Source organism: Streptomyces sp. NPDC047982, from assembly GCF_043204165.1.
Classification (GTDB): domain Bacteria; phylum Actinomycetota; class Actinomycetes; order Streptomycetales; family Streptomycetaceae; genus Streptomyces.
On the sequence record NZ_JBIDBS010000020.1, the window covers coordinates 92,707 to 110,908 of the forward strand.

The 18,202-nt window shown below is 71.7% G+C and carries 16 protein-coding genes; 10 read left to right on the plus strand and 6 right to left on the minus strand.

Translation table 11 applies throughout. The annotated features are described in order from the left end of the window. Nucleotides 1-75: 75 nt before the first annotated feature. Nucleotides 76-1,269 carry a lipid-transfer protein gene (locus tag ACGF2V_RS23820; protein ID WP_362704071.1) on the minus strand — a complete coding sequence of 398 codons (1,194 nt, stop codon included), beginning with the start codon at nucleotides 1,267-1,269 and terminating at the stop codon, nucleotides 76-78. A gap of 12 nt (nucleotides 1,270-1,281) precedes the next feature. After that, on the minus strand, nucleotides 1,282-3,594 hold the full coding sequence (locus ACGF2V_RS23825) for an acyl-CoA dehydrogenase (protein ID WP_362704073.1): 2,313 nt from the start codon (nucleotides 3,592-3,594) through the stop codon (nucleotides 1,282-1,284). A 325-nt stretch (nucleotides 3,595-3,919) separates the two neighbouring features. On the opposite strand from ACGF2V_RS23825, the gene ACGF2V_RS23830 reads away from it, so the two are divergent. Then, nucleotides 3,920-5,761, plus strand: coding sequence for an MFS transporter (locus tag ACGF2V_RS23830; protein ID WP_362704075.1), 1,842 nt, complete (start codon nucleotides 3,920-3,922; stop codon nucleotides 5,759-5,761). Between the two features lie 102 nt (nucleotides 5,762-5,863). On the opposite strand, the gene pepE is transcribed toward ACGF2V_RS23830, so the two are convergent. Together pepE and ACGF2V_RS23840 are read right to left on the minus strand one after the other, a co-directional pair. After that, nucleotides 5,864-6,592, minus strand: coding sequence for a dipeptidase PepE (pepE, locus tag ACGF2V_RS23835; RefSeq protein ID WP_362704078.1), 729 nt, complete (start codon nucleotides 6,590-6,592; stop codon nucleotides 5,864-5,866). A 253-nt stretch (nucleotides 6,593-6,845) separates the two neighbouring features. Further along, complete coding sequence (locus ACGF2V_RS23840) at nucleotides 6,846-7,682, minus strand: IclR family transcriptional regulator (RefSeq protein WP_362620375.1); 837 nt, start codon at nucleotides 7,680-7,682, stop codon at nucleotides 6,846-6,848. Between the two features lie 216 nt (nucleotides 7,683-7,898). Between ACGF2V_RS23840 and ACGF2V_RS23845 the strand changes: the two genes are divergently transcribed. The 5 genes from ACGF2V_RS23845 to ACGF2V_RS23865 all read left to right on the plus strand — a co-directional run bounded on the left by ACGF2V_RS23845 (nucleotide 7,899) and on the right by ACGF2V_RS23865 (nucleotide 12,604). Next, nucleotides 7,899-8,852 carry a DUF1177 domain-containing protein gene (locus tag ACGF2V_RS23845; RefSeq protein WP_362620376.1) on the plus strand — a complete coding sequence of 318 codons (954 nt, stop codon included), beginning with the start codon at nucleotides 7,899-7,901 and terminating at the stop codon, nucleotides 8,850-8,852. After that, nucleotides 8,852-10,282 (plus strand): cytosine permease, encoded by a 1,431-nt coding sequence (locus ACGF2V_RS23850; protein WP_362620378.1) that lies wholly within the window; start codon nucleotides 8,852-8,854, stop codon nucleotides 10,280-10,282. Before ACGF2V_RS23845 ends, ACGF2V_RS23850 begins: the two co-directional genes overlap by 1 nt. Nucleotides 10,283-10,413: 131 nt before the next feature. After that, nucleotides 10,414-11,742 (plus strand): M20/M25/M40 family metallo-hydrolase, encoded by a 1,329-nt coding sequence (locus ACGF2V_RS23855; RefSeq protein ID WP_362704133.1) that lies wholly within the window; start codon nucleotides 10,414-10,416, stop codon nucleotides 11,740-11,742. Nucleotides 11,743-11,886: 144 nt separating this feature from the next. Beyond that, entirely contained in the window at nucleotides 11,887-12,156 is a 270-nt protein-coding gene (locus tag ACGF2V_RS23860) for a type II toxin-antitoxin system prevent-host-death family antitoxin (protein WP_362620379.1), read from the plus strand. Then, nucleotides 12,146-12,604 (plus strand): type II toxin-antitoxin system VapC family toxin, encoded by a 459-nt coding sequence (locus ACGF2V_RS23865; protein WP_362620381.1) that lies wholly within the window; start codon nucleotides 12,146-12,148, stop codon nucleotides 12,602-12,604. Before ACGF2V_RS23860 ends, ACGF2V_RS23865 begins: the two co-directional genes overlap by 11 nt. 41 nt (nucleotides 12,605-12,645) lie before the next feature. On the opposite strand, the gene ACGF2V_RS23870 is transcribed toward ACGF2V_RS23865, so the two are convergent. Beyond that, nucleotides 12,646-12,789, minus strand: coding sequence for a hypothetical protein (locus tag ACGF2V_RS23870; RefSeq protein WP_362704146.1), 144 nt, complete (start codon nucleotides 12,787-12,789; stop codon nucleotides 12,646-12,648). A 507-nt stretch (nucleotides 12,790-13,296) separates the two neighbouring features. Here ACGF2V_RS23870 and ACGF2V_RS23875 point away from each other — a divergent pair. From ACGF2V_RS23875 to ACGF2V_RS23890, 4 genes are all read left to right on the plus strand, one after another. Further along, entirely contained in the window at nucleotides 13,297-13,953 is a 657-nt protein-coding gene (locus tag ACGF2V_RS23875; RefSeq protein ID WP_362704081.1) for a class I SAM-dependent methyltransferase, read from the plus strand. 184 nt (nucleotides 13,954-14,137) lie between these two features. Further along, entirely contained in the window at nucleotides 14,138-15,079 is a 942-nt protein-coding gene (locus tag ACGF2V_RS23880) for an N-acetylmuramoyl-L-alanine amidase (RefSeq protein WP_362704083.1), read from the plus strand. A 184-nt stretch (nucleotides 15,080-15,263) separates the two neighbouring features. Continuing rightward, nucleotides 15,264-16,163, plus strand: a complete 900-nt coding sequence (locus tag ACGF2V_RS23885) for a hypothetical protein (RefSeq protein WP_362704086.1) — start codon at nucleotides 15,264-15,266, stop codon at nucleotides 16,161-16,163. 112 nt (nucleotides 16,164-16,275) lie between these two features. Continuing rightward, nucleotides 16,276-17,283 carry an LLM class F420-dependent oxidoreductase gene (locus ACGF2V_RS23890; RefSeq protein WP_362620389.1) on the plus strand — a complete coding sequence of 336 codons (1,008 nt, stop codon included), beginning with the start codon at nucleotides 16,276-16,278 and terminating at the stop codon, nucleotides 17,281-17,283. On the opposite strand, the gene ACGF2V_RS23895 is transcribed toward ACGF2V_RS23890, so the two are convergent. Beyond that, nucleotides 17,276-17,983, minus strand: coding sequence for a VOC family protein (locus tag ACGF2V_RS23895; protein WP_389047041.1), 708 nt, complete (start codon nucleotides 17,981-17,983; stop codon nucleotides 17,276-17,278). The genes ACGF2V_RS23890 and ACGF2V_RS23895 overlap by 8 nt on opposite strands. Between the last annotated feature and the right edge of the window lie 219 nt (nucleotides 17,984-18,202).

The following is an 18,202-nucleotide window of genomic DNA, read 5'->3' on the forward strand; positions in this document are numbered from 1 at the left end:
GCAAGCCTCTGCCGATCAGCCCGCCAACCTCGCCGATCACCCGCTGACGTCCACTGACGTCCACTGATCGCCCCGCTACCGTCGCAGCAGCGTCACCACCGCCGCCCCGCCGAGCCCGATGTTGTGGGCGAGGCCGGTCCGCGCGCCCGCCACCTGCCTGGCCCCGGCCTCGCCCCTGAGCTGCCAGGTCAGTTCGGCGGCCTGGGCGAGTCCGGTGGCGCCGAGCGGGTGGCCCTTGGAGATCAGCCCGCCGGACGGGTTGACCACCCATCGGCCGCCGTACGTGGTGGCCCCGGACTCGACGAGCTTCCCGGACTCGCCCTCGTCGCACAGCCCGAGCGCCTCGTAGGTGAGGAGTTCGTTGATGGAGAAGCAGTCGTGCAGCTCGATCACGTCGAGGTCGGCGGCCGAGAGCCCGGACGCCTCGTACACCTGCTGCGCGGCGGCCCGGGACATCGGCTGTCCCACGGCGTCGACGCAGGTGCCGGAGGCGAAGGACTCCTCGGTGTCGGTGGTCATGGCCTGGGCGACGATCTCGACCGCCCGGTCGCCCAGGCCGTGGCTCTCGACGAACCGCTCCGAGACGACCACGGCTGCGGCCGATCCGTCGGAGGTGGGTGAGCACTGGAGCTTGGTGAGGGGGCGGTGGATGGTCTTCGCGGCGAGGATCTCCTCGACCGTGCACGGGTCCTGGAACTGGGCGTACGGGTTGTTCACCGAGTGCCGGTGGTTCTTGGCGCCGACCGCGGCGAGCTGCGCCTCGGTCGTTCCGTACCGCTCCATGTGCTCGCGGGCCGCGTTGCCGAAGATCTGGGCGGTGGGCGGGCTCATCTCGAAGCCGTGCGCGGCGGCCATGACCCCGTAGTGGCGGGCGACGGGCGATGTCTTGAAGTCCGACGCGCCGCCGTCGGCACCTCCCCCGCCGAGCGAGCCGCGCGCCATCTTCTCGAAGCCGAGCGCGAGGACGCAGTCGCTGCCGCCCTCGACGAACTGCCGGGCCATCATGAGGGCGGTGGAGCCGGTGGCGCAGTTGTTGTTGACGTTGTAGACCGGCACTCCGGTCAGTCCCAGCTCGTACACGGCCCGCTGCCCGGCGGTGGACGGCTGGAAGCAGTAGCCGACGGGCACCTGTTGCACCTGCGCGTAGTCGATCCCGGCATCGGCGAGGGCCGCCGACCCGGCCTCCTTCGCCATGTCCCAGTACTGCCAGTCGCGTGTCTCGGGCTTCTCGAACTTCGTCATTCCGACACCGACGATGTACGCCTTCATGAGCAAGTCCCTTCAATCGCGCGGGAGGCCGAGGATGCGCTCGGCGACGACATTGAGCTGAACCTGGGTGGTGCCGCCCGCGATGGTCAGACAGCGGGACATCAAGAAGCCGTGCACGGCCCGCTCCGCCGCTCCCTCGGCGGTCGCCCCGGCCGGGCCGAGGAGTTCGAGGGCCAGCTCGGCGACCTTCTGCTGGTGGGTGGTCTGGACGAGTTTGCGGACGGATGCCCCCGCGCCCGGTTCGAGTCCGGACACCTGCCGCAGGGTGGTCCGCAGGCCGATGCACGCGAGTGCGTGAGCCTCGGCGGCGAGGGCCCCGATCCGGGCGCGGTAGGTTCCGTCGAGTTCACCGGAGCGGTCGATCAGCGCCTCAAGGCCGGTGTCGAAGGTCATCTGGTCGGCCATGTGGACGCGTTCGTTGCCGAGGGTGTTGCGGGCGACCCTCCAGCCGTCGCCGATCTCGCCGACGACGGCGTCGGCGGGCAGCAGGGCGTTGTCGAAGTACACCTCGTTGAAGAGGGAGTCGCCGGTGATCTCCTTCAGCGGGCGGATGTCGATGCCCTCGGTGTTCTTCATGTCGACGAGGAAGTAGCTGAGCCCTTGGTGCTTGGGAGCGTCCGGGTCGGTCCGCGCCAGCAGGATCCCGTGGTCGGCCGAGCGGGCGGCGCTCGTCCACACCTTCTGACCGTTGATCCGCCAGCCCTCGGCCGTCCGCTCGGCCCTCGTGCGGAGCGAGGCGAGGTCGGAGCCCGCGCCGGGCTCGGAGAACAGCTGGCACCACTGGAGTTCGCCGCGCAGAGTGGGCAGCAGGTAGCGGTCCTGCTGCTGTGCCGTCCCGTGGGCGATGAGCGAAGGGACGACCCAGGTGGCGATCCCGAGATCGCTCAGCCGCACACCTTGTTCCCTCAACTCCTTTTGAATCGCGAGCTGTTGTACGGGGCTCGCGCCCAGCCCGTGCGGGGCGGGGAGGTGCGGCGCGGCGTAGCCGGTGGGAGCGAGGACGCGACGAGCGGCCTTCAGGTCGAGGCCGCGGGCGGCGGCGACGGTCTCACGCGCCTCGGCGCGGTGGTCGGCGGCCTCGGCGGGGAGTTCGAGCACGAGTTCGCGGCGCGCCCCGCCCTCCGCGAGCCGGAGCGCCCGCAGGCGGTGCGCGTCGCCGGGGCCCAGCAGTTGCCGGGCAACCACGGCCCGGCGCAGATACAGGTGGGCGTCGTGCTCCCAGGTGAAGCCGATGCCGCCGAGGATCTGGATGCAGTCCTTGGCACAGCCGTACGCGGCGTCGAGGGCTTCCGAGGCCGCGAGGGCGGCGGCCAGGGAACGCGCGTCCGGCCCCGTCTCCGGTTCCTCGGCGGCGCGCGCCGCGTCCCACACCAGGGCGCGGGCCCGCTCGACCCGGACGAGCATGTCGGCGCAGAGGTGCTTGACGGCCTGGAACTGCCCGATGGGACGGCCGAACTGTTCGCGCACCTTGGCGTATTCGGCGGCGGTGTCGAGCGCCCGGGATGCGATCCCGCATGCCTCGGCGCTCAGGAGTACGGCGGCGAGGTCGCGGACGTGCGCGGTGTCCGTCCGTACGAGGCGCTCCGCCGGAACGAGGACGCCGTCCGCGCGGACCTCGGCCGTGGGGCGGGTCGGGTCGACGCCGCGGTGCGGGCGGACGGCCAGCCCCTCGGCGGTGGCGTCGACGGCGAACCAGAGGGTACCGGTGGCCGATTCGGCAGGGAGCAGGAGAAGGTCGGCGTCGGCCCCGGAGAGGACGGGTGGGGCCGTGCCGTCGAGCAGGTGGCCGTCCCCGTGCTCCACGGCGGTGAGGGTGCCGGTCCCGAGGGCTACGGCGCCGACGCGCCGCCCCGACGCGAGGTCGCGCAGCACCGGTTCACCGGCACCCGCCGCACCCGCCGCACCCGCCGCGGCGGAGCGCGGGACGTCGGAGGAGCCCGGCGCGGCGGCGGAGTCCGGCACGCCAGCGGAGTCCGATGCGACGGCGGAGGAGTCCGATGCGACGGCGGATTGCAGGACGGCGGAGGCGAGCACGCTCGCCAGGTACGGCCCGGGAAGCACACCCCGCCCCGCCTCCTCCAGGACCACGGCCAGATCGAGGAGCCGGCCGCCACCGCCGCCGTACTTCTCGGGCAGGTGGACGGAGAGCAGGCCCTGTTCCGCGAGCCCCTCCCAGTACCCGGGGCGCGCCACGGAGACGGCGGAGGCGTCCGCGACGTCCGCGTCGAGGAGCTTGCGTATCTCCTCCGGTGGTACGGCGCGGGCCAGCCACCCCCGTACGGCCTGCGCCAACTCCCTCTGCTCTTCGGTGATTCCGATGCCCATGCGGATCCTCGCCGGTCGCAGCCACTGGAACGGGGCGCAAGAGTAGAACACGTTCCATTCCGACGGAAGGTCAGGAGAAGGGTCGGATGACCCGGAGCGGCGGAAGGGGCGCGCGGTCGGCCGGCCGCGCGCCCGCTTCCCTGTCGAACGCTCAGTTCAGGCCAAGCGGGCGTCCGTACCCCGTTCGCGCCGCGTTCACCGGAATACCGAGCATCCACGGCAAGTTGCATCGTGCACGTACGTGGCGGCCGACGCCTTCCGTCGCCGTGCCCGCGCGCCGCTCCTCGATCACCGCGCCCGACCATGCCACCCGGAGGCCGCACGCATGCCAGAGACGTCCAGCGGACAGCACCCCCGTACCGACACCAAGGAACTCCCCGACCCCCGGACGCGCGGCGCGAGCGGCGGAGTCGTCCCCGTGCTCGCCTTCGCGGGCATCACCGTCGCCGTGATGCAGACCCTGCTCGTCCCCGTCATCAAGGACCTGCCCGCCTTCCTGCGCACCACCCCGTCCAACGCCACCTGGGTGATGACCGCGACCCTGCTCGCGGGGGCCGTGGCCACCCCGATCATGGGGCGGCTGGGCGACCTCCACGGCAAGCGGAAGATGATGCTCGCCAGCCTCGCCGTGATGGTGACCGGCTCGTTGATATGCGGCTTCGGCGACGACCTCATGGTGATGATCGTGGGGCGCGCGCTCCAGGGCTTCGCCATGGGCGCCATACCGCTGGGCATCGGCATCATGCGCGACGAACTGCCCCGTGAGCGGCTCGGGTCGGCGCTGGCGCTGATGAGTTCCTCGATCGGGGTGGGCGGCGGACTCGCGCTGCCCGCCTCCGCGCTGGTCGCCCAGCACTTCGACTGGCACACCCTGTTCTTCGGCGCGGCCGGTCTCGGGGTGCTGGCGATGACGCTCACCGTCCTCGCCGTACCGGAGACGGCGCTGCGCGCCCCCGGGCGGTTCGACCTCGTCGGCGCGCTCGGTCTCTCGCTCGGCCTGGTCTGTCTGCTGCTGCCCGTCACCAAGGGCAGCGACTGGGGCTGGACCTCGGGCACCACGCTCGGTCTGATCGCCGCCGCTCTGCTGGTCCTCGGGCTGTGGGGGCTCTTCGAACTGCGCAGCCCCGCGCCACTCGTCGACCTGCGTACCACGGTCCGGCGCGAGGTGCTGCTGACCAATCTCGCCTCGATCATGGTGGGGGTCGCCTTCTACGCGGTGTCGCTGGTCATGCCGCAGTTGCTCCAGCTCCCGACGGCCACGGGCTACGGCCTCGGGCAGTCGATGGTGGCCGCCGGGCTGTGCGTGGCACCGCTCGGTCTGACGATGATGTTCGTGGCCCCGCTGTACGCCCGGCTGTCCGCCCGCCGCGGCCCCAAGGCGACGCTGATGCTCGGGTTGCTGGTCATCGGGGTCGGTTACGGGGCGGGGCTCGGACTCATGGGCGCCGCCTGGCAGACGGTGGTGGTCACGGTGGTGATCGGGGCCGGTATCGGACTCGCGTACTCCTCGCTGCCCGCGCTGATCAACGGGGCCGTCGACCCGTCCGAGACGGGTGCGGCCAACGGTCTGAACAGCCTCATGCGGTCGATCGGTACGTCGGTGTCGAGCGCCGTGATCGGGATGGTGCTCGCGCACACCTCGGTACGGGCCGGCGGGATGGCGGTGCCGTCGATGGAGGGGTTCCGGATCTCGTTCCTGATCGCTACGGGAGCAGTGGTGGTCGGGCTCGTGCTGGCCGCGTTCCTGCCGTCGCAGCGCGACGCGGTGCGGCCGGCGCTGCCGACGCTGCCGACGAGCAGCGCGGACGACGAGGCGTCGGTCCCGGCACGGACTTCGGCGCCGTCGCCGTCGCCGTTCGGCACCGTCGCGGGCTCGGGCGGTTTCTGCGGCCGGGTGCTGGACGAGGACGGCGCCCCGGTGGTCCGCGCCAACGTCACGCTGATCGACCACCGGGGGCGGCAGGCCGGTCTCACCGTGACGGACGAGGACGGCCGCTACACGCTGTCCGCCCCGTCCGGCTGCACCTATGTCCTGGCCGGCTCGGCCACCGGGTACGCGCCGCACGCCCGCTCGGCCTCCTACCCGGGCAACGGGCGGCCGGTCGACGCCGATCTGGTGCTGGTGCCCCTCCCGGCACTGGCGGCCGGCCCGTCCCGGCGGTCGTGAGCGCGGCGGAGACCGCCGACAGGCCGGCCGTCGGCGTACCAGGGGCCGACAACGGAGCAGGGGCCGTCAACGCACCAGGGGCCGACGACGGACCAGGGGCCGTCAGCGCACCGGGACGTCGAACCGCGGTGCCGTCGCAAGCAGGTAGGAGACGTCCGACCCGGCCGGCAGCTCCTGCGGCTCCGCGCCGCGGGCGAACAGCCGAGCGGGACGGGCTCCCTGCACCCGGGCCTGGCGCCCGTCGACGCGCAGCCACGAGCCCTCGCGCAGGCCGAGCACCGGCACGTCGTTCTCCTCCAGGAACTCGGTGATCCGCTCCTCGCGCGTCTCGCCCTTGTGGGTGCTCTCCGGGTCCGGGTCGAGGTAGTGCGGGTTGATCTGGAACGGGACCAGCCCGAGGGTCTCGAAGGACGGCGGCTGCACGATGGGCATGTCGTTGGTGGTGCGCAGAGTGGGCGCCGCCATGTTCGTACCGGCGCTGGCGCCCATGTAAGGCAGCCCGTCGCGCACCGCCTCGGTCACGGCGTCCCGCAGCCCGGTCCGGTACAGGGCGCTCAGCAGCCGGAAGGAGTTGCCGCCGCCGATGAAAACGGCGTCGGACGCGGCGAGTTCGGCGGCCGGGTCGGCGTTCTCGTGCACGCCGCGCACGGTGATGCCGGACGGGGCGAGGGCGTCGCGGACGCGTGCGGTGTACGCGGTGTAGTCGGCGAGCGCGTACGGCACGAAGGCCAGCCGGGCGTCGGAGGGCAGGAACGCGGTGACGGTGTCGAGGGCGTGTTCCAGGTAACCGCGGCCGTACTGGGTGGAGTTGGAGAGCAGGAGCAGATTCACGGGTTTCCTCTCGGTGTTCTTCTCTTCCGGTCTTCCGGTTGCTTCTCTTGTGGTCGCTTCTCTTGCGGTCGCTTCTCTCGTACTCACTTTGCTTGCGGCGTCCTGACCTCCGGCGTCCTGCTCTCCGGTCTCTTGTCCTCCGGCGTCCTGCTCTCCGGTCTCTTGTCCTCCGGCGTCCTGTGCTCCGGTCTCTTGTCCTCCGGTCTCTTGTCCTCCGGATCACATTTCTCCGCCGGTCCGGTTCGCTTCGGGATCATCGGGCGGTACGGGGACGCCGGGCACGCGGCTTGGCGCGTTGCGGGGGCTGGGTGAGCCGCTTCTCCAGCAGTTGGGCGGCGTGGCGCAGGGGTTCGAGCCGGTCCTCGGGCGCCCCGCCGAAGAGTTCCTCGGCGCCGCCGAGGCTGAGGCTCCCGTACGGTTCGCGGCCGAGGAAGACGGGGACGGCGACGGTCGCGATGCCGGTGTCGTACTCGCCTACCGTCCAGGCGTACCCCTGGGAGCGGATCTTGATGAACTCCTCCTCCAGCCGGTCGGGGTCGGTGACCGTCCGGTCGGTGAAGCGGGCCATGGGGCGGCCCCGGAAGAGCCGGTGACGCTGCTCGTCGGGCAGGTACGCGTAGTACGACTTGCTGGTCGCCCCGGCGTGCGCCGGGTAGAGCTCGCCGACCAGCGGGTAGTAGCGCAGCGGTCCGGCCACGCCCTCTTCGGCGGCGACGCATCGCATGTGGAAGCTGTCGGGCAGGCAGAACAGCACGGTGTCGCCGGTGACCCGGCGCAGCTCCTCCAGTACGGGCCCGGCCAGCAGCTCCAGTGATCCGGAGCGCTCCCAGAGCCGGCCCAGGCGCAGCACGGCGGGGCCGATGCGGTAGCGGCGGGTGGTGGGGTCGGAGACGAGGAAGCCGCGCCCGGCGAGGGTGGCGAGCAGCCGCTGGGCGACGGAGGTGTCCCAGCCGAACTCCGTGGCGACCTCCGTGACGCCCCAGTCGGGCCGGGTCCGTTCGAAGGCGAGCAGCACGAGGAGCGCCCGGTCGACGGTTTGCAGCGCACCGGCGGGGGTGCGCCGGTCGAGATCGAAGTCCGCCATCGTCATCTCACCATTCAGACGTGAATTGCAAATAACGGGAAAGCATTGCGTTCAACGCTATCTGATCCCGAATGTTGCCTCAGCACCCCGCCCCGTTCCCTTGACCCCGTCGGGCGCGGGCCCGGGTGCCCGGATCGCGCCGTCCTGGGCGTCCGGATGAGGTGGGACCCGAATGCCCGGATGCGTGAGGCCCGGGTGTTCGGACGAGTGAGAAAGGCCCCCATGTTGAAGTACGTGCTGGACATCGTCGATCTACTGGACGATCCCCAGGTCGATGGCGAGGCGGTAGCCGGGTATCTCGACTCCGTGAGCGGGGCCGATGCGCCGTCCGTGCAGGTCACCACGGTGACCGGCGAGCAGGGCTCGACGGACTTCGTACTGGTCCGCGTCCCGGGTGCGCGAGGGCGCGCGTCCGGCGGCGACGCCCGGACGCTGGGCGTGGTGGGCCGGCTCGGCGGCATCGGTGCCCGGCCCGAGGTGACCGGCATGGTCTCCGACGCCGACGGGGCGGTCGCCGCGCTCGCCACCGCCGCCAAGCTTCTGGACATGCGCCGCCGCGGGGACGTACTGCCCGGCGACGTGGTCGTCGCCACCCACGTCTGCCCGAACGCGCCGACCGAGCCGCACGACCCGGTGCCGTTCATGGGCTCGCCCGTGGACATCACGACCATGAACCGCCACGAGGTGACCGAGGAGATGGAGGCCGTGCTCTCCATCGACACCACCAAGGGCAACCGCATCATCAACCACAAGGGCCTCGCCCTGTCCCCCACCGTCAAGGAGGGCTGGGTACTGCGGGTCAGCGAGGCGCTGGGCGAACTGCTGGCCGTGGTGACCGGTGAGCCGTTGGTCACGTATCCCGTGACCACGCAGGACATCACCCCGTACGGTAACGGTGCACACCACATCAATTCGATCCTGCAGCCCGCCACCGCGACGGCCGCCCCGGTCGTCGGACTGGCCATCACCTCGGCCGCCGCGGTGCCGGGCTGCGCCACGGGTGCGAGCCACGAGGCGGACATCGCGTCCGCCGCCCGCTACGCCGTGGAGGTCGCCAAGTCCTACGGCGGCGGCCACCTGGACTTCCACGACGCGGTGGAGTTCGACAACCTCGTCAGCCGCTACGGGTCGCTGGCTCACCTCCAGACCCTCGGCCGTACCCCCCAGGAGTCCTGATGGCAGCCACCCCGAAGGCCGGTGCCGCGACCCGCGCGACGAGAAGCGGCGACGCCCACGCCGCGAAGGGCACCCACGAGGTCAAGAGCATCGGCAGCGACGACTACTCGCTCTCCCGCGTCCCGCGCGACAAGCGGTTCGGTTTCTGGTCGATGCTGCTCCAGTGGCTGGCCCAGTCCGGTTCGATCTCTCAGTTCACCCTCGGCGCCACCATCGGCGTCGGCATGACGTTCGGGGACGCCTTCCTCGCGTTCACGCTCGGGGCGGTGATCCTTGAGGTCGTGATCTTCGCGATCGGGATGGCCGGCATGCGCGAGGGCCTGGCGACTCCGATGCTGACCCGTTGGGTGGGCTTCGGCCGCAACGGTTCCGCGCTGGTCAGCTTCGTCATCGCGGTCAGCCTGGTCGGCTGGTTCGGCGTCCAGAACACGATCTTCGGCAACAGCGTCTCGGCGCTGGTCGGCGGGCCGTCCTGGCTGTGGTGCGTTCTGGCGGGCATCGCCATCACCGCACTGGTGATCTTCGGCTTCCGTTACATGGCCGTCTTCGCGAAGATCGTGACACCGCTCTTCTTCGCGATGGTCGCCTGGTCGGTCGTCTCGACGCTGAAGGACCACTCCATCAGCGACCTGATCGACTCGCCGGCCCCCGGCCAGACGATCCCGCTCGCCGTCGCCGCCACCGCCATCGCGGGCGGCTACATGACGGGCGCGATCGTGGCCCCGGAGATGACCCGGTACAACAAGAAGGGCTCGCACGTCTTCCTGCAGAGCGCCTCGTCGATGATCCTCTCCGAGTACATCGTCGGCATGACCGGTGTGCTCCTGGGCCATCTGGTCAAGAGCAGCGAAGTCTCGCACATCGTGCTGTCCACCTCCGGTGTCTTCGGTGTCATGGTGGTCCTGATGTCCACCGCGAAGATCAACGACTGGAACCTGTACGGCTCGTCGCTCGGCGTCGTCAACTTCTTCCAGGTCGTCTTCGGCAAGCGGCTGCACCGCGGGTTCATCACGATCGTCCTGGGTGTCGCGGGCACCGTCCTGTCCGCCGTCGGGATCATGACCCACTTCACCGACTTCCTGTCCGTGCTCGGCGTCGCGATCCCGCCGATCGGCGGCATCATCGTGGCCGAGTACTGGGTGGTGAAGCGGATGCGCAAGCCGCTGGACGACACGCGGGAGTCCGAGACCCTGCCGAAGACCTCGCCGACCTGGGTGCCGATGTCCCTCGTCATCTGGATCGTGGCGTTCTGCGTCGGCAAGTTCTACGACGGGGGCATCCCGGCCCTGAACTCGCTGGCCACCGCCTTCGTCCTGTACAGCGTCCTCGGCCTGCTGGGCTGGGTGAGGCCGTACGGCACCTCCGCCCTGGACGACGCGGACGCCGACGCCCCGGCCGCCCGTGACACGACCCCGGTGGGAGCGGCATGACCACCAGCGACCGTGGGAGCGGCATGACCACCAACGACCGTGGGAGCGACATGACCACCTCCGACCGTGGGAGCGACATGACCACCAGTCACCGTGGGAGCGACATGACCACCAGTGACCGTAGGAGCGGCATGACCATCCCCGACCCCGTCGCCCCTCTCGTCCCGGCCTCCGACCTGTCCCAGGACGAGGTCGTCACCCTCTGCGCCGAACTGATCAGGTTCGACACCTCGAACCCCACCAGCGACGAGCGCGCCTGCGCCGACTGGGTGGTGGGCCGCCTCGCCGAGGCGGGCATCGAATCCGAACTGGTCGAATCGGCCCCGGGCCGTGCCAATGTGATCGCCCGGATCGCGGGCGCCGACCCGGAGCGCGGCGCCCTGCTGGTCCACGGCCACCTGGACGTCGTACCGGCCGACGCCTCCGAGTGGCAGGTCCCGCCGTTCTCCGGCGAGATCCGCGACGGATACCTCTGGGGGCGGGGCGCGATCGACATGAAGGACACGGTGGCCGTCATGCTGGCCACCGCCCGTCACTTCGCCCGCACCGGCACCCGGCCCTCCCGTGACCTGGTCCTCGCCTTCCTCGCCGACGAGGAGGCGGGCGGGCAGTTCGGCGCCCACTGGCTGGTCGAACACCGCCCGGACCTGTTCGCCGGGGTCACCGAGGCGATCGGCGAGGGCGGCGGCTTCTCCTTCGCCATCGACGACACCCGCCGCCTCTACCCGATCGAGAACGCCCAGCGCGGCATGGCCTGGATGGAGCTGACCGCCACCGGCCGGGCCGGCCACGGCTCCTCCCCCAACGACGAGAACGCGGTCACCGACCTCGCCGAGTCGCTGGCCCGCATCGGCCGCGAGACCTTCCCGGTCCGCCTGATCGAACCGGTCCGCGCCCTCCTCGAAGAGGCCGCCCGCCTCTACGGGGTCGAGTTCGACGAGAACGACATCGAGGGCAGCCTCGAACGGCTGGGCCCGGTCTCCGACTTCATGCAGGTGGTGCTCCGCAACTCCGCGAACCCCACCATGTTCAACGCGGGTTACCAGACCAACGTCATCCCCGGAAAGGCGACCGCCCGCGTGGACGGCCGCTTCCTGCCCGGCCACGAGCAGGAGCTGATCGACACCATCGACCGGCTCCTCCTGCCCTCGGTCACCCGCGAGTGGGTCAACCACGACATCGCGATGGAGACGACGTTCGACGGCCCGCTGGTCGACGCCATGTGCGAGGCGGTACGTGCCGAGGACCCGGACGGCCACCCCGTCCCTTACTGCAACCCGGGCGGCACCGACGCCAAGGCATTCACCCGCCTCGGCATCCGCTGCTTCGGCTTCAAGGGACTCAAGCTCCCGCACGACCTGGACTACGGCCGCCTCTTCCACGGCGTGGACGAACGCGTGCCCCTGGAGGGCCTGCGCTTCGGCGTCCGCGTCATGACCCGACTCTGGCAGAGCTGCTGACCACTACATCGCGGCCCCGCCGGACGGCCCGACCCGGGCTCACCCCTCGTACGCCCCCACCGGACACCCCCGTCCGGCGGGGGCGTACGCACACGGGGTGGCACCCAGTGGCACGTCGTAGCACGCGGCGCTACTCTGGAAGGCATGGCAGCACAGCAGGAGATCACCCAACGCGACCTGCGCAACAGGTCCAAAGAGATCATGGACGCCGTCCAGAACGGGCAGGCGTTCACCGTCACCCGGGACGGGCATCACATCGGCGAGCTGATCCCGCTGCGCCGACGCAGGCGGTTCGTCCCGCGCGGCGAGTTCTCCGCGATGTCCCGCACTGCTCCCGACATCTCGCTGGACGCCTTCCGGGCCGACCAGGACGCCACCGCCGAACAGACACCGGACGACCCCTATGCCCGCTGAGTACGACCAGGGGCTGCTCGACACCAATATCCTCATTCTCCGCAGGTGGGTGGAGCCCGAGGAACTGCCCGCCGAGGTGGCGATCACCGCCATCACCCTGGCAGAGCTCTCCACCGGCCCTCACGAGGTGCGGCGGAACGAGGAGCAGGACGACTACGACGAATACGCCGAGCGGGCCCGTCGGCTGGACGTGCTCCAGCGCGCCGAGAACGAGTTCGACCCGATTCCCTTCGACGCGGAGGCCGCTCGCGTCTACGGCAGGATCTGCGCCGCCGTCATCGGCTACGGCCGCAAACCCCGGCGCCGGGTGGCCGACTTGATGATCGCGTCCATCGCCGTCGCCGAGCAGCTTCCGCTCTTCACCACGAATCCGGATGACTTCAAGGGGCTGGACGGCCTCCTCACGGTCGTCCCCGTCACACGGCCACGGGTGCTCCACGACCGATAGCTCCCGGCGCCTCTCGGTCTCGGCCTGTCTCACTTCCGCATTCAGCCCCGGTCCTCGTTCTCGGGCTCGCCTCCTGTACACCCCCGCGCGGCGGCGAGGACGGCGCGGGCCGGTTCCGGCCGGCCGAGTGCCTCGGTACTGTCGACGAACTGGTCGAGGGCACCGGGCACTGGCAGTGCGCGCACGGCCGGGTCGGTGATGCGGAGGCGCAGCGCGGCGGCGAAACGTTCGAACCGCTGCCGATCCGGGTGGCCGAGTGCGCCAGTCCGGGAACCGCCTCCTCGAGTACGGGCCGTACCGCTTCGCGGTAGAAGCGGTGGCAGAGCTCCAGGCCGGGCAGGAAGGCGGGCGCCGTCATGCCGGGCAGGGTGCCGGAGCGGCGAGCGGCATGTCGAAGGTGATTTCCCGGCGGACGCCGCCCGCCGCGCGCGTCACCGGTTCCGCCCGCTGCGACGAAGGTCCCGGCCAACCGCTGGCAGGAACCCTCGTTCACTTCGTTCAGGCTCGGTCAGACGACGGTGCCGCCGTCCTTGATCCCGTCGACGAACGCGTGCCAGGCGGCGGCCGGGAAACAGGCGGGACGGGCATCACATCGGCGAGTCGCCCCCGCCCGCGCCCGCGCCGGGCGCGTACGGCACGATGGGGCGCCGTCGAACGCGTACCCGCATCACCGCGCCCACCAGGAGGAACCCGTGACCGCCGAGTCCGTCGCCGAGCCGTCGCCGGAGATTCTCGCCGCCTTCCAGGCCGCCAAGGGCTTCATGCCAGTGGTGGAGGGGCTCGCGCTGTACCGGGCCGCCGTGGAGGGCGCCGCGCTGGGGCTGCCGCTTCTCGAAGTGGGCACGTACTGCGGGCGCTCCACCATCCTGCTCGCCGATGTCGCCCGGGCGGCCGGGGTGACGGCGCTGACCGTGGACCACCACCGGGGCAGCGAGGAGCAGCAGCCGGGCTGGGAGTACCACGACCCGACCGTGGTGGACCCGGAGGTGGGGCGGATGGACACCCTGCCGACGTTCCGCCGGACGCTGTACGCGGCGGGTCTTGAGGACCACGTCGTGGCCATGGTCGGACGGTCCCCGCAGGTGGCGGCCGTCTGGAACGGGGAGCTGGGCTTCGTCTTCATCGACGGCGGGCACACCGACGAGCACGCGAACGGGGACTACGAGGGCTGGGCGCCGCATGTCGTCGAGGGCGGGCTGCTGGTGATCCACGACGTGTTCCCGGACCCCGCGCACGGCGGGCAGGCCCCTTACCGCATCTATCTGCGGGCGCTGGAATCCGGCGCGTTCACCGAGGTATCGGTCACCGACTCGCTGCGGGTGCTGCGGCGCACGGGGGCGGGGATCTGAGCCCGACGTTCCGAGGCCGGGGATCCGGGCCGGGGACGGCGGCGGCAGCCGTCGACCGCGGTACGGGCAGCCCGCGTACAGGCCGGTGCGGACCCGGGCGTCGGGCCCGGTACGCAGGCGCGGGCGTCGGGCCCGGGGCGTGCACGACGGGCGGCCGGGGGCACCCCCCGGATAGCATCGCGTGGTGCCGTACGACGAGAGCGTTCCCCCCACCCCGCGCCGCCGGCCCCCGCGTGCCGCTGCCGCGCTCGCAGTCATATCCCTGTGCCTGACCGCTGCCGGTTGCGGCGCGGCCGACGACGACGGGCTCCCCGGGCGGGCGGCCGAGCCCCGGCCCGGCGGTGACGGCACCCCCGCCGCCGCGCCCTCGGCCCCGAAGCCGGACCGGACGTCCGCCGCCTCTTCCGGTCCGTCCGGTCCGTCACCGAGGGCCGTGGACCGTACGGTGTCCGGGCCGTTGTCCGGGAAGACCGTCGTCATCGACCCCGGGCACAACCCCGACAACCGCCTGCACACCCGTGAGATCAACCGTCACGTGGACATCGGCACCGGGCGCAAGGCGTGCGACACCACCGGCACGGCGACCGAATCCGGTTACGCGGAGGCCCGGTTCACCCTGGACGTGTCACGCCGGGTGCGCGACCTCCTGCGGGCGCAGGGGGCGAAGGTCGTGCTGACGCAGGACGGCGACCGCCCGTACGGGCCGTGCATCGACGAGCGGGCCCGGATCGGCAACGAGGCGGGGGCCGACGCGGTGGTGTCGGTGCACGCGGACGGTTCCGCCGTCGGCAACCGGGGGTTCCACGTGATCCTCCCCGGGCTGGTGCGTGCCGGAAAGGCGGACACCTCGAAGATCGTCGGCCCGTCCCGCGACCTCGGCGCCCGCGTCGCCGGTCTCTTCCTGCGCGCCACCGGCAGCGCACCCTCCAATTACGTCGGCGGCAAGACCGGTTTGGACGTCCGCAAGGATCTGGGCGGACTGAATTTGTCGACCGTACCCAAAGTGTTCATCGAATGCGGCAATATGCGTGACCCGAAGGACGCGGCCCTGCTCAGCAGTGCGGGATGGCGCCAGAAGGCGGCGCAGGGCATCACCGATGGCATCAGCGGCTATCTGAACAGGTAACAAGAGGACGTTCCGAGGCGAAACCGGGGGAAGTGCGTCACGGCCTCCTGCCGACGCACAACCCGGCCGGGCAGACGATAGATTCATCCGTACCATGGGGAGCCACCCCCGAGCTTCGCGCCGCGACCGCCCGCCGGCGGCGACGGCGACCACCCCGACGAGACGACCGACGAAGGACCTTCACGTGAATATGCGCTCCCTCACTAGAGGCGACGGCGTGGTGATCGGAGCAGCGGTGGTGCTGTTCATCGCCTCTTTCCTCCCGCTCAGCAGTTACGAGTGTCCCCCGGGCATCAACTGCTCCGATTACTCGGCCCCGAATGCCTGGGACGCGCTTTCGTTGCTCATGAGCGTCTTCCTGGGCGGCCTCATCGCCGCGGCGCTCGTCGTGGTGGGCCGCACCATGCCGAGCCGCAAGGTGCTCGGCTTCGAACTCGGCCAGTTCGGTGCCGCGTTCAGCGTCTTCGTGCTGTGGACGTCGTTCTGGACGCTGATCGACGCCAGCAACGCAGGCGCTTGCCTGATCGTCGGTCTGCTGGGTGCGATCCTGCTCGCGGTCGGAGCGGTCGGCACGCCGCTGATCCCCGCCTTCAAGGCGCCGCTGATGGGTGCGCCGAGCCCGAACCCGCAGGTCGCGCAGTCGCCGTACGGCGGTCAGCCGCAGGCCGCCGGCCAGGGGTACGGCTACCCCGGTGCCCAGCAGCAGCCGTACGGGGCGCAGCCGGGTCAGCCGCAGGCGTACGGCGCGCAGCCGCACGCCGGTCAGCCTCAGGCGGGCCAGTCGCAGGGGGGCCAGTCGCAGGGCAGTCAGCCCCAGCCCGGCCAGGCCCAGCCCGGTCAGGCGGACGCGCAGGCCGGGCCGTCGCAGGGCGGTGCGCCGGCCGGTGACTTCGCACCGTTCTGGTTCGCGGTGCCGGTGGCACGCCCGCTGTACGGCGAGGACGGTTCGCCGTCGCCGATCGCCGAACTGGCGCCGGGCACCTGGTACCTCGCGGTCGAGCAGCGCGGTTCGGCGCTCGTCGCCCAGACCCAGGACGGCCGTCGCGGCGTGCTCCAGGACACCACGGGCATCCAGCGCGGCTGAGTCGCGCGTGACGAACGGTGGCCCCTCGCCCTTCCGGGCGGGGGGCCACTGTCGTACCCTCCGTCCTGCGCCAGCGAACTGATGAAACGTCAGACAAGTGGGAGGCGGCGGGATGCGGCTCGGACTCGCGCTCGGCTACTGGGGCCGCGGCCCGGACCCCGGCCATCTGGGGCTCGCCCAGGAGGCGGAGCGGCTGGGATACGCCTCGGTGTGGACGGCGGAGGCATGGGGTTCCGACGCGTTCACCCCGCTGACCTGGATCGCCGCGCACACCTCCCGTATCCGGCTGGGAACCGCCATCGCGCAGATGGCGGCGCGCACCCCGACCGCGACCGCCATGCAGGCGCTCACCCTCGACCATCTCTCCGGTGGCCGGATGATGCTGGGGCTGGGGCTCTCCGGGCCGCAGGTGGTGGAGGGCTGGTACGGACGGCCGTTCCCTGGCAGCCCGTTGACCGCGACCCGCGAGTACGTCGACGTCGTCCGGCAGGTCCTCGCCCGCGAGGCCCCCGTCGTGCTGGACGGACGCTTCCACTCCCACCCGTACGGCGGCCCGGACGGCACCGGTCTGGGCAAGCCGCTGAAGTCCATCACCCACCCGCTGCGCGCCCGGCTCCCCCTGCTGCTCGGGGCGGAAGGACCGAAGAACATCGCGCAGACCACCCGGATCGCCGACGGCTGGCTGCCGTTGTACTGGTCGCCGATGCGTCCCGAGGTGTACGAGGCGTCGCTCACCGGCCTGCCCGAGGGGTTCGTGATCGCGCCGCTGGTCCGCGCGCGGGTCTGCGACGACGTCGCCGAGGGGTTGTTGCCGGTGAAGGCGATGCTCGGCTTCTACATCGGCGGGATGGGGCACGCGGCCCGCAACTTCCACGCCGACCTGATGGCACGGATGGGGTTCGAGGAGGAGGCCCGGCGCATCCAGCGGCTCTTCCTCGAAGGGCGCAAGGAGGAGGCGGTGCTGGCCGTGCCGGACGCGTTCGCCGACGAGATCTCGCTGGTCGGTCCGCGGCGGCGCATCGCGGAGCGCCTGGAGTCGTGGCGCGCGGGGCCGGTGACCGACCTGCTGGTGACGGCACCGGACCCGCACACGCTGCGGGTGCTCGCGGATCTCAACTGACGGTTCCGGGCGGCCGGTCCGGGTCCGTGGGCCACGACGCGGCGGGCTCGGCCGGTACGCGCACCCGGCGCGCGGAACGCGTGGGGTCCGGGCGGTCCGGGTCCGTGGGCCAGGCACCGGTGACGCCCGCCGGTACGGACCCCGCGGGTGGTGCGGGTGGCGCGGGCCGGGAACGCGACCGGGTGGCGGCGCGCTCCCAGGGCTGCGGGTCCGGGTACGTCACAAGCTCCAGGGTGCTGCCCCAGGGGGTGCGCAGATACGCGAACCGGTTGCGCTCCCCCGCCTCGGGTCCGGGCAGCGGCTGGGGCGCGGCGAGGAGGGTGGCTCCGGCGGCCACGCAGTCCCTTACGGCGGCGTCCAGGTCGTCGGCGTAGAGCGCCACGTGCTGCCAGCCGAAGTCGCAAGGCCGCACCGGGGGTTCGCGGCGCGGGCCCTCGAACTCGAACAGCTCGATGCCCGGCCCCTCGACGGCCGGGCCCGCGCCGGGGAGGGCCAGCATCCTGACCGCCAACTGCTGGGTGCCGGCCGGGACCCCGAGCCGCTGCTCGACGTCCCGGCCGCCCCGTGGCCCGTCGTGGCGGCGCAGGGTGTCGTAGAGCACCACGGCGCCGAACGCCCTGACGAGGAAGAGGGTGGCGGTCTCCAGGTCGGGGACCGTGACCCCGATGTGGTCGATGCCTCGCACGCTTGTGGCCGTCATGGGTTCACCGTTCCTGTCCCGGCGCCGCGCGGACGTTCCCGTCCCGTCGCCGCGCGGGCGTTCCCGTGTCCCGTCGCCGTCCTGGCCCCGCGCCGACCACGCCGACCGCCTCCCTGCCCGTCCGGCGCCCTGCCCCCGCCGTCTTTCGCCGCTGCTTCCATCCCTTCCGCCTCCGCCGCCTGCGCGCGACTCTTCTCGGCATCCGTATGCCTCGGGCTC